The 12,597-nt window shown below is 51.2% G+C and carries 7 protein-coding genes; 4 read left to right on the forward strand and 3 right to left on the reverse strand.

Annotation, left to right across the window (positions count from 1 at the left end; genetic code table 11):
- Positions 1-276 precede the first annotated feature (276 nt).
- The 3 genes from ACU52_RS14080 to ACU52_RS14890 all read right to left on the reverse strand — a co-directional run bounded on the left by ACU52_RS14080 (position 277) and on the right by ACU52_RS14890 (position 6,494).
- Positions 277-1,212: a cation diffusion facilitator family transporter gene (locus ACU52_RS14080; RefSeq protein WP_082335311.1), complete on the reverse strand. Its 936-nt coding sequence runs from the start codon at positions 1,210-1,212 to the stop codon at positions 277-279.
- Between the two features lie 161 nt (positions 1,213-1,373).
- A complete protein-coding gene (locus ACU52_RS14085) occupies positions 1,374-2,681 on the reverse strand; it encodes an MFS transporter (RefSeq protein WP_021853475.1) in 1,308 nt (435 codons plus the stop codon).
- Between the two features lie 21 nt (positions 2,682-2,702).
- Positions 2,703-6,494: a DUF4922 domain-containing protein gene (locus ACU52_RS14890; RefSeq protein ID WP_082335314.1), complete on the reverse strand. Its 3,792-nt coding sequence runs from the start codon at positions 6,492-6,494 to the stop codon at positions 2,703-2,705.
- 976 nt (positions 6,495-7,470) lie between these two features.
- Between ACU52_RS14890 and rlmN the strand changes: the two genes are divergently transcribed.
- From rlmN to ACU52_RS14110, 4 genes are all read left to right on the forward strand, one after another.
- Entirely contained in the window at positions 7,471-8,508 is a 1,038-nt protein-coding gene (gene rlmN, locus ACU52_RS14095; RefSeq protein WP_053399254.1) for a dual-specificity RNA methyltransferase RlmN, read from the forward strand.
- Positions 8,505-9,509, forward strand: a complete 1,005-nt coding sequence (locus tag ACU52_RS14100; protein WP_082335312.1) for a DUF4837 family protein — start codon at positions 8,505-8,507, stop codon at positions 9,507-9,509. The genes rlmN and ACU52_RS14100 overlap by 4 nt, the downstream gene beginning before the upstream one ends.
- Positions 9,510-9,552: 43 nt before the next feature.
- A complete protein-coding gene (pdxA, locus tag ACU52_RS14105; protein ID WP_053399256.1) occupies positions 9,553-10,689 on the forward strand; it encodes a 4-hydroxythreonine-4-phosphate dehydrogenase PdxA in 1,137 nt (378 codons plus the stop codon).
- 282 nt (positions 10,690-10,971) lie between these two features.
- Positions 10,972-11,994, forward strand: a complete 1,023-nt coding sequence (locus ACU52_RS14110; RefSeq protein WP_053399257.1) for a lysylphosphatidylglycerol synthase transmembrane domain-containing protein — start codon at positions 10,972-10,974, stop codon at positions 11,992-11,994.
- The last annotated feature ends 603 nt before the right edge of the window (positions 11,995-12,597 follow it).

The following is a 12,597-nucleotide window of genomic DNA, read 5'->3' on the forward strand; positions in this document are numbered from 1 at the left end:
TACATAAATATATTTCCATTTATCTTATTTCAAAGGCAAAATTACAACAAACCCTACAAAAACAGGATAAACAAATTACATTAAAAAGTAAACATTCTACTTTTTCACACCTTTCGGACAGTAAACATTAAGCCATTCAAGACACCCAAGTTGGTGTGATGAATGGCCATTACCCCACTGCTGAACAGCCATAAAAGCAAGCCTGACAGCAGCATATTTCACATCTTACGCCTCAAATTTCACATTCAGCTTTCAGTTCATACGAGGCGTTACGGATTATTTCTCTCCGTCATTCTCAGGAGCCACATATTTGCCGTCAACCTTCAACGGCTCAACATGAAGCCCCACATGAGTATCTTCACCAAAATGCTCACGCAGTTTCTCTTCTATATCGCTTGCCCTTCTGTGGGCCTCATAAAGAGATATGTCTCCCGGCATACGCAGGTGCATCTCTATCGCTATGTTGTTTCCTATACGCCTTGTGCGCAGGTTATGTATTCCGCTCACGCCGATCTCACTTTCGGCAATGCTCTTTATCTCTTTCTCCACATCATCAGAAAGACTCTTTTCCAGCAGTTCATCAGATGCCTGACGAATCAGTGTCAGGGCTGTCTTGATGATGAACAGACTCACAACAACAGCTGCTATCGGGTCAAGCACGGCCCAACGGGAGCCCAGGAATATGGCTCCGCCAATACCCAAAGCCGTACCTATTGACGAGAATGCATCGCTTCTGTGATGCCATGCATTAGCGATGACAGCCTGAGAGTCGACAGCCTTGCCAACCTTAACAGTAAAACGATAAACCCACTCTTTTAGAACCACGCTGAGCACAGCGGCAATGAATGCCACATATCCTGGCTGCTGAAGCGGCTCACCGTTAAGGGCCATTATGATTTTCTCCACTCCGCCATAGCAAATCATCACTCCCACAAAGAGCAAAGCCAGTCCGATTAGCGATGTTGCAAGAGTCTCATACTTGCCGTGTCCATAATCGTGGTCGCTGTCCTGCGGTTTGTTGCTCAGCTTGACAAACAGCAGAACGACAATATCCGTTATCAAGTCTGACAATGAATGGACAGCATCGGCTATCATGGCGGCCGAATGTCCAAGTATTCCGAACACAAACTTCAGCACGACAAGAACAATGTTGACCACGCTTCCTAGCACAGTCACCTTGTAGATTTTCTTTTCACGCGTTTTCTTATCCATCATTTTTACCTGTAAACCAATATTTATAAAAACCGATAATTATTTTATCCTCAATATAAAGTTGACGCTTCCGCCGCCAGACTTTTGTCTGGCAGCAGAAACGTCACATAATATCATATATGCTGCAATCTCTTCATACACACCATAACATGCAGCCCGGCTTATTGCCGCTCCTCATGTTCTTTCTTGCCAAACTCAGGATCTATGTCGACAAATGCCGCGACAAGGAATGTGATGATACAAAGAATGACAACTATGATGAAGAACCACAGATAGCCCACAAGCTCCTGAAGATATCCTGCCACAAGTCCGGGCAGCATCATCGACAGCGCCATCAGCGCCGTACACAGTGCATAGTGAGACGTCTTATATTCACCCTGACTATAATAAATAAGGTAGAGCATGTAAGCCGTAAAGCCGAAGCCATAGCCAAACTGCTCAATAAACACGCACACGTTGATAATAATGAAACTGTCGGGCATGGCGTAACTCAGATAAACATAGACAAGGTCAGGCAGCGTTATGGCGCACACCATGGGCCACAGCCACTTCTTCAGTCCGTCGCGTCCGGCAGCCATTCCTCCTAAAATTCCTCCGAGCGTAAGTCCTATTATGCCAACCGTGCCCTGCACAAAGCCATACTCCTGAGGTGAAAGTCCCAGTCCGCCATTGCTTCCGCTGTCGATAAGAAACAGCGAAGAAACCTTCGCAAGCAGTCCTTCGGGCATACGGTAAAAGAGCATGAACAGGAAAGCTATGAGCACCTGTTTTGCCGGCATCTTGGTGAAAAACGTCTTTACAGACAACACCAGCTTTGTCCACACCTCACGTGCACCGGCATTGCGCAGTCCGCGGTCTGACACAGGACACGGCAACACCAGGCTGTGCCACAGCCACAAGGCTATGAACAAGCCCGTAACGCCATAGAACATAAGGCTCCACGAATACTTTATGCTGTTGCGGAAAAGCACCTGCAAGTTACCTGCAATCATCACAAGAACTCCCTGTCCGAATATTGTCGCAAACCTGTAGAACGTACTTCTGATACCTACGAACCAGGCCTGTTTATGCTGGTCCATGCCGAGCATATAGAAGCCGTCGGCCGCTATGTCGTGCGTAGCACTGCTGAACGCCATCACCCAAAAGAAAAACAGCGTGCCCTGAAGCCAGAAACTGGTGGGAATGGTGAACGCCACGCCGCCAAAAGCCGCACCGATGAGCAGCTGCATGGTGATTATCCACCAGCGCTTGGTCTTGACAATATCTACAAACGGACTCCAAAGCGGCTTTATTACCCAGGGCAGATACAGCCACGAGGTGTAGAACGTAATCTCTGCGTTTGTCAGTCCGAGCTGCTTATACAGGATGAGCGAAATTGTCATCACAGCCACATAAGGCAGTCCCTCGGCAAAATATAGTGTAGGAACCCAGCTCCAGGGGTTCCTGCTCAACTTCTTACCAGAATTCATTTTCTTGTTCAAAGTTTTATGTTAACCATATATTTTTCTTATTTCCGCACCTCGGTAGTAGTGCAGAAGTATCTCATCATACTTATATCCGCGCTCGCCCATCACGGCAGCACCGATCTGACAGAGGCCTACTCCGTGGCCCCAGCCTGCACCTGTAAGGACAAAACGCTGCGGCACGCCGTTGCTGATGTCAGCCTTGTCAACGACAAACGCACTGCTGTAAAGATGGCTCTCGCTCAGCACGCGCCTTATTTCAAGCTCCTTACCGATGGTGAACGAGCCCTTCGTGCCCACAATCTTCAGCTTCCATATACGTCCGCTCTTTCCGCGGGCAACAGGCTGCAGGTCGACAATATCACCGAGATCCAGTTTCAACTTGGCAGCAATAAGTCCTGCCAGTTGCTCCTGTGTGTACTCCACCTTCCAGCGGTAGAAGTCGGCAGTCTCCTGGTCATAGTCGTTGAGCACCTGCGACAGAATCTTCTTGTCGTGCGTGTTGCAGAAAGCTTCGCCGTTGCCTCTTATCCATGTCTCGGCCTCATCTTCCTTCGTCAGGTCGGGCAGCACGGCTCCGCCTGAAGCATTGTCGCGTAGGGCTACCAGATATGGCTGCGGCGTGTCTTCCCAGCAATACTGATACTCCTCGGTTATGCCTCCGCAACATTTGCTGAAACGGGCATCGCAGATGTCCTCGCCCGACATCAGTATCTGTCCGCGAGTCTCGCTCACGGCCTGCTCCACATGCCTGTTCTTGGCTTTGGTTATGCCCTGATAGCGCTGACAATGGTCGTCGGCGCACACGTCGAATATGGTATGGTCGTCGCGGTCGTACCAGCGTATCAGCTCGTCGTCTTTCTTGATGAACGAGAAGAATCCGTTGCCTCCGCTGCTCTGACGCTTGCGGCGCTCCATCTGTGCCAGCAGCCAGCTGCGCGATATTACGGCATGAGCCTTGAGGAACTCAAGCGACGAAGTGGCCTTCATCTCGCTTGAGATGACGCTTATCAGATAGTTTTCCACGGGCAGGCGGTTGATGGCACATATCTTGTCGGCCTCAACAACTATTTTCAACGTGCCCTGGAATGTCTGTGTCTCCTTGCGTTCCCAATGGAAGTTTACTCCAATGGTTACGTCGCTCAGCGAGAACGACGCGTCCTTGTCACAAGGCGTAAACGTAAGTTCACGGTAAAGATTGCCGTTCCACAGGATGCCTCCCTCTGAGAACGACACCTGCTGCGGTCCCGTGATAACCTCGCCCTTTGCCATATACTCGCCGTTGAGCGAGAAACAGATGCTCTCGGCGCTTACAATGCCTACATGCACCTCTGGCTCAACATGCTTGTAAAGCCTTGCGCCCGGAGCCTCGCCACAATGTGCCGATGCCTTTATCTTAGCCACAACCTCACACATTTCGTCATCCGTGATGGCCACCTCGCGCAATATGCCTTCGGCCTGTTCTGCCGTCAGCCGCTCAAAGTCTTCTCTTCGCGGCGTTATTATCAGTCCTGCCATGTCGAGCGCGCCCGGACTGACAAGCATCTTGGCGTCACCGTCTGCCGAATAGCAGTCGGGTCTGTGCTTGCGGCGCGGAAATACCACCGTCAGCCACTGGCCTGCAGACATCCAGCTCACTACATTCATCATCGGCTCTATGTCGCCGTCGTGCATAGGCAAAGCGTTGTACACACAGCGGAAGAGTCTCTCGTCGGCCTCGGCATTGCGGCTCCTTATCAGCAAGGCCGGACAGGCCCAGCTGTTGATGACTGATATGTCGTTGTCGGCGTCGAGCGCATGCACCACCGTTATGTCGCGCACCAGTCTCGACCATGATGCCTGCAGGGGCACCTTGCCGCTCGTTCCGGCCTGGAAGTGCATGTGGTCAGGAGCAGAGGCTCCGCACTTCGGACCGTTATAGAACACCATAATGTCGGGATTCTGCGTCAGTATGGCGTGCATCTCTCCGTAATATTCGAGTATGTGCTGCGGCTGATGCTTCACTGCCGGCAGCGTGAAGTGTACGGGAAGTATGGGATATGGATTAACCAGTATATCGAAGTTGTCGTCAAAGCGCTTTATCTGCTGCTCCTGCGGACGGTTCTCCTTGCACAGGAAGCATGGGCGCTTGCTTATCGAGGCCTTGTCTATCGAAGCTCCGGTTGACACCATGCGGGCAGGGTTAAACTGTGCCACGAGGGGCATGCCGCCGTCGCTAAGGTCGCGCGTGAGCACCTCCTGCAGGTCTCTGAAGTTGTGGCGTGCCAGGCTCCACGTCTCTATCTGCCTGTTGAAGAAGCGATAGAGCGAACTGTCTGCCATCATGTCTGCCTTGCCGGCTGTCATCTGCTGACGTGCCAACAGCTCCATGGTGCGCAGGCGGTCTTTATACAGATTGTTGGCGTTGACCTTGTCTACGGTCAGCGCAGCGTCGCTGTTGCCGCCCCAACGGCGGCACAGATACAGTTCAGTGAATATTCTGCCTATCTTATAGCGTCTGCTGAAGGCCAGTCCGGCAGCATAGTCTTCGCCGTAGCTTGTGTTCGGGAAGCGTATCTGCCTGAGCAGCGGCGTGAAGAACGCGCGTGGCGCTCCCAGTCCGTTGATGCGCAGGGCGTTGTTGCATCCGTTGTCGTCGGTCCATTCCGCATGACTTATAAGTCCCGGCGGCAGCGTGTTAAGGTCGAAGTCGCACATACGGTAGCTGCCTACAATCATGGCGGCACGCTGTCTGTAGAACTCGTCGACAATAGTCTGCAGCGTGTTTTCCGACGAATAAAGGTCGTCGCTGTCGAGCTGCACGGCAAAGCGTCCGCACCGCTCGTCGTCTATGGCAAGGTTCCAACATCCGCCAATGCCAAGGTCTGTGCGCTGCGGCACGATGTGTATCAGAGGAGCACGCCCGTCGCTCTTCGCGGCATACTGCTCCAGCAGCTTCGTAGTGTTGTCGGTCGAATGGTTGTCAACGACGATGACGTTGAACGGAAAACTTGTTTTCTGCGACAGCGCGCTGTCAACGGCATCGCATATTGTCTTTTCACGATTGCGTACGGGTATCACAACTGACGCCTCGTATTCGAAGTCCTGCTCGTTGAAATCGGGCTCACGATAGAGCGATGTGTCGATCAGGGCGCCAACGGCCTTCAGGTGTGCCGTAACGGCCTGCTCCATCTCTATCTGCACCTCACGGTTGGCAGGGTTGACATAGTCAAACTGCTTGACGCCGCTGGCCCTGAGGTCTCTCTCCTCTTCTGTGTAAAGCAGCTCGTTGATATGGAACAGGCGTCCGCAGCGGCTGAGATAGAGCCACAGTTCATACCATCCTGCAAATCTGTATGCCGACTCTTCTACGTCGCGCGCAAACCTGTTGAGCAGCGTGCCTTTGATCATAACCACACTGCCGAAGTCGAAGTCGTCGCGCAGACTGCCTTCCTGCCAGTCTATCACGGGGTGTGGCTTTGGTTCGCCGTTCTCTACCGATATGCGGTCGCTATACACCATCGACGCGTCGGTCTCGGCTGCCACACGCATCATGCGCTGTATTGAATACTGCCCAAGACTTACGGGCACGGTCTTCAGAAATACCAGTGCATAGTCGGCCATGCAGCTCTCGGCTACGGCGTGCATTGCCGATGCCGACAGCAGGCCGTCGACGGCAATAAACGAGCAGTTTTCGGGCACGGGTGTGCTCATTGCCATATCTTGTGTAACCATCAGGTTTATATGCCGTATCATGCGGCTGCCTTTAAGCTGACGCAGGGTGTTGGCCACCGCACTGATGTCAGCGCAAGGCAAGAAGCAGTCTATTGTTCCTCTCATTTCTGTTTTTTCATAAATTGTTACGCCGCGCCTGCCGCTCCATGCCGCCACACGCGGAGGCACGCAACAAAGCCACGGCGACTCGTAATTATATTGACATGCAAAAGTACACAAAAATCCTGACAACTCGGTTGCATTTACCCGAAAATAGACATGGCACAAAATCAAAATCAGCAAAAAAGATGACGGCAATATCCACCAACACGTTTTCACCTTACGCAACAATGCCTCATGACTTGCCCCTGCGTCCGTTTCAACGGATAACGGCAAGGATATTGCATCTCACGAAATGACGCGCCAATCTATTTACCTTTATTAACAAAATACACATTTTAGTACCTACAATTTTAACTTTTCATTTTTCATGTTTTAGCAAAATACATCTGCCCAAAACTGCCCTTACAGCACAACTTCAGGCATATCAGCATACAGTCTGTGGTCTTTCGTATTGCAAAAGGTATGCTCTTGCAGCACGAAAGACCGCCTTTTACATAGCCGCTTGATACCTATTGGTGCCCAAAACCGCCTTAATCAGAGGCTAAAAGGACGCAAAACGGACACAAAAGAAGCCATAAAAATACTGCCGCACGAGCTATCCCAAGCATCAATTTCACGTACCTATCTGACTGTCAGCATCTTACAAATAACGGCATAAAACGGGCATTTCTCGCCGGAAACCTTACTCTGTTATGAATAATGCTACTTTTAAACTTTTTAAGTTAAACAGAACCATACTAATTTAACCTACATTAACCATAAAACATCACGCCATCAAACCAAATATATACACTGCCAACCGCCGGCATTACACTCAAAACCCAGCCGCGCCCTTCGCGTTTCCGCATGCCAAAGGCCTGCATAATGCCGGCATGCAACGATATGGCAACACATTTATAATAAAGAAAAAACATTAAACATCCCGATTATCTCACTTTTTTTAGCTAACTTTGTCGGCCGTAAACAAAGAATTTTTGAGATGGAACAAAGCACTACACCGTTATTGGGATTAACACTTAACGAACTTAAAGATGTTGCCAAAGCCATGGGCATGCCGGCTTTTGCGGGGGCTCAGATGGCTAAATGGCTATATACTCAGCACGTAAGCTCAATCGACGACATGCTGAACATCTCGAAAGCTAACCGCGAAAAGCTGAAACAGCACTACCGCATAGGATGCCTGCCGCCGGCCGACTGCCAGAAGTCTGTTGACGGAACGATAAAATATCTGTTCCCTACTGAGAGCGGAAAGTTTGTCGAGACGGTTTACATACCCGACAAAGACCGCGCCACGCTGTGCGTGTCGTCACAGGTGGGATGCAAGATGAACTGCCTGTTCTGCCAGACCGGCAAGCAGGGCTTTGAGGGCAGCCTCACAGCCACCGACATACTTAATCAGATATACTCGCTGCCCGAGCGCGACAAGCTGACAAACATCGTGTTTATGGGCCAGGGCGAGCCTATGGACAACCTCGACAACGTGCTCAGGGCTACAGAGATTCTCACAGCCGACTACGGCTACGCATGGAGCCCCAAGCGCATCACGGTGAGCAGCGTAGGCGTAAAGAACAAGCTGAAGAGGTTTATCGAGGAGAGCGAATGTCATGTGGCAATAAGCCTCCACTCGCCAGTCCACGAGCAGCGCGCCATGCTCATGCCTGCCGAAAAGGGCATGCCTATCGCAGATGTCGTTGAACTGCTGCGCAACTACGACTTTAGTCATCAGCGCCGCCTGTCGTTCGAATATATCGTCTTCGGCGGACTCAACGACTCTATGGTGTTCGCCAAGGAGATTATCCGCCTGCTCAGGGGGCTCGACTGCCGCATCAACCTCATAAGATTCCATCAGATACCTGGCGTTGACCTCCACGGAGCCGACGACGCCACAATGGAAAAGCTGCGCGACTATCTTACGTCTCACGGCGTGTTCACAACAATAAGGGCAAGTCGCGGACAGGACATCTATGCTGCATGCGGACTGCTCAGCACGGCAAGGAAGGAGAGTCAGGATAAGTGACAAAGTGTCTGCGGCTATTGCTCCTGACGGCCATCGTGGCCTTATGCTCATGCAGCGGCGGCCCGCAGTCGCTGTTGCCAAAGAGCGGCGGACGGCCTTACGAAGTTCTGCTCGTGGCTTCCGACAGGCGTTGCGCAGCCGTAGCAGACAGCGTCCTGACGCAGGACATGCCTTCGCTGCCACAGCGCGAGCCTATGTTCGACGTGTCGCTGATAGACACCACACGCTTTAACCAGACCACACGGCTGGCGCGCTGCATAGTAATAGTAACCGTCAATCCGGCGGTGTTCACGTCGACACGCATAAGATACGAGAAAAACGTATGGGCAAGACCGCAGCTCGTGGTATATGTCAACACGCCGTCGGCATCACAGCTCAGCCAATATATGGCAAAGGCTGGCCACCGGCTCACAAGTCTGCTGACAAGGGCAGAAATAAACACGGCAATATCAACGCTGCGCGCCGGAAGCAACCGCAAGGCCGAAAGCAGCATAAGGAGTATGTTCGGATGGGACATGCTCATACCTGCCGATATGAAGGCGGGCAAGACGGGACGCAACTTTATATGGCTTTCGGACAACAGGCCCGACCGCATGCGCAACATCTGCGTCTACTCATACAGCGGTACCACTCTCGACGCACACCGCGCCCTGGCTGCGCGCGACAGCGTCATGAGACTTAACATACCGGGCGAACTCGACGGCATGTATATGCAGACAACTCCCGGAAGCGTGACGGCAGGACTGGCAACAGAAGACGGACGCACCGTGATGATAAGCCGCGGACTGTGGGAGATGCGCAACGACGCCATGGGCGGACCGTTCGTGTCGCTCTCTACAGTCGACTCAGTCAACAGCCGCATCATAGTGGCAGAGGCTTTTGTCTATGCGCCGGGCACCGACAAGCGCAACCTGATAAGGAGTGCCGAGGCTGCACTATACACTCTAGGCAGGCACGCCACCAGCGGCAGTAACAGCAAAGGCAGACTGCAGCCCGACTGACATAAGGTTAAGAAAGAAACAGATATAACAAACATATACGAATATGGAAAACAGAAAACTACGCGTTGCCATAACGCACGGAGATACTAACGGCATAGGGTATGAAATAATATTCAAGACATTCTCTGAGCCGGCCATGCTTGAATTATGCACACCTATCATCTACGGCTCGCCCAAGGTGGCAGCCTATCACCGCAATGCTCTCGGCATTCAGGGCAACTTCACCATAATCAACTCGGCTGCCGAAGCCCACAACAACAAGGTGAACTTGCTCACAACTTTCGATCAGGAGATAAAGGTTGACCTTGGCAATCCGTCTAAAGAGGCTGGCATGGCATCGCTCGCTGCTCTCGAAAAGGCAATGGCCGACTACAAGGAGGGACTGTTCGACGTGCTCGTAACGGCACCTATCAACAAGAACAACATACAGGGCGACGACTTCCATTTCTGCGGCCACACCGAATATATCGAGGAGCGTGCGGGCAATGGCGACAAGGCTCTCATGATATTGCTCAACGACATGCTGCGCGTGGCTCTTGTAACCACACACCTGCCCATCAGAGACGTTGCTGCGGCTATAACCAAAGAGAGCATCATAGAGAAGGCCACGATATTCCACAATTCGCTGAAACGCGACTTCCGCATCTCTAACCCGCGCATCGCCGTGCTGGCGCTCAATCCTCATGCAGGCGACGACGGACTGCTGGGACGCGAGGAGCAGGAGGTTATCATACCGGCCATCAAGGAGCTGTCTGACAACGGCATACGTGCCTTCGGACCATACGCAGCCGACGGTTTCTTCGGACATGAGAGCTACACAGCATTCGACGGCGTACTGGCAATGTATCACGACCAGGGCCTGGCTCCGTTCAAGTGTCTCGATCTCGGCAACGGCGTAAACTTCACAGCCGGACTGCCTATCGTGCGCACATCGCCCGACCACGGCACGGCATACGACATCGCAGGCAAGAACATGGCCGACGAAAGCTCTTTCAGAAATGCCATATATCTCGCACTCGACGTCTTCCGCAACCGCATCGAATACGACGAGCCTTTCAACAATCCGCTGAAGAAGCTCTATCACGAGAAGCGTGACGACAGCGAGAAGGCACGGTTCTCTATAAACAAGTTTAAGGAACAGGACAACAGCGGCGACGACAAGAACGCCAAAGAGGAATAACTTCAGGTGAGACATCTTGATTCGGCATGGCTGGCAGTTTGACTTTAGCGCAGAGCATGGACACTGACAAACAGATGACCTGCCCCGAAAGTCTGCAAAAATAAGTCATAAAGGCGACGACATCGCCTTTATGACGACAGAAAGACAGGCTGCAAACGCAAGGACAGGCATCCGGCTGCGCTCTGGCATGGCCGTGCTTAACATAAACTCACTTATAATAAACCGCATCGTCTGATTACACAGTGCGATGAAATGCCTGGCGGGCAACATAAAAAATTAAATATGAAAAAGAAATATCAGAACGCATTTTTTGTGTTCGGAATAGTTGTGCTCATCATCATGATAACACAACTCGACTTCAAACAGGTATGGGACGGCCTTCAGCATGCCGGCTACTGGTTTTTCGCCGTTGTGGCCTTATGGGCCTTTCTGTATATATTCAATACCGCCACATGGTATATTATAATAAGGAGCGGCTCTGACGAGAAGCCCAAGATTAACTTCTGGTGGCTCTACAAGATTACCGTTTCGGGCTTTGCCCTCAACTACGCCACGCCCGGCGGACTCATGGGCGGCGAGCCTTACCGCGTGATGTCCTTGTCGCCTAAGATAGGCACAGAGCGTGCCTCGTCGTCGGTCATACTTTATGCCATGACCCACATATTCAGCCATTTTCTGTTCTGGCTGCTCTCCATCCTGCTCTTTCTGCTCACCGAGAAGGCAAACTTCGTAACGGGCATAGTCCTTGCGCTCTCAGGCGCATTCTGCATCCTCGGCGTATGGTTCTTCATCAAAGGCTATCAGAAGGGCATGGCCGTAAGGATAATGAACCTGATAAAGCACATTCCGGGCATAAAGAAACGCTCGCGCAACTTTATCGACAAGCATAAGGAACAGCTCGACACCATCGACCGCCAGATTGCGGCACTTCACCGTCAGAACAAGAAGTCGTTTGTCTCTGCCGTAATGCTCGAGCTTGTCTGCCGCTTTCTTTCTGCATTCGAGATTCTTTTTGTCCTGCGCGTCCTCACACCGGATGTCAGCTTTGCCCCATGCGTGCTTATCCTGGCCTTCACCAGTCTTTTCGCCAACCTTCTGTTCTTCATTCCCCTTCAGCTCGGCGGCCGTGAGGGCGGCTTCATCATGTCCACCGCCAGTCTCGCCATGTCTGCCAGCGCCGGCATCTTCGTAGCCCTTATAGTGCGCATCCGCGAACTCATCTGGACCGCAATAGGACTGCTTTTAATAAAGCTCGAGAAAAAGAACACAGGAGAAGCCGTAAGCGAGAAAATCAAGCAACAATAGCCAAGCTTTTAAGTGAAAAACGAAAAGTGAAGAGTGAAAAATCCAATTGCTTTATTGGGTATTATCATTTGGAGTTAGAGTAGTTAAAGTAGTTATAGTAGTTAAAGTCATATGCCTTGTGGATTTTTTCAATGTGTTACGATCGATAATAATCAACAAGACTAATGTGCCGGCGGATCTGCAATTGTCGTGCAAGTGAGAGCAGAAGCAAATCTCGCAAGCACTACGTTTGGTAATGTTCCGGCGGATCTGTGCTCCTCCGGAATTAAATATAAGAACCGAAGGTCAGCGCAGCTAATTTCCTGATCCGCTAAAAATACCGCTGATTTACGAAGTGAATAATGAAAAATCCAATGATAATTTTGCATTAAAAATATAAGGTGATGTCAAATAGAAAGTAATCGGATTGAAAAATCCTTATATTAAATTCCGGCGGAGCGCAGATCCGCCGGAACATTAGCCCTGTTGATTCTCATTTTCGTAAAATAAGTGAGTTAAGCTAATCCGAAAGCAAGCACTACGTTCGCTATTGTTCCGGCGGATCTGCGCTCCGCCGGAATTAAATATAAAAACTGAAGGTCAGCGCAGCTAATTTCCTGATCC

The organism is Xylanibacter rarus, from assembly GCF_001275135.1.
GTDB lineage: Bacteria > Bacteroidota > Bacteroidia > Bacteroidales > Bacteroidaceae > Prevotella > Prevotella rara.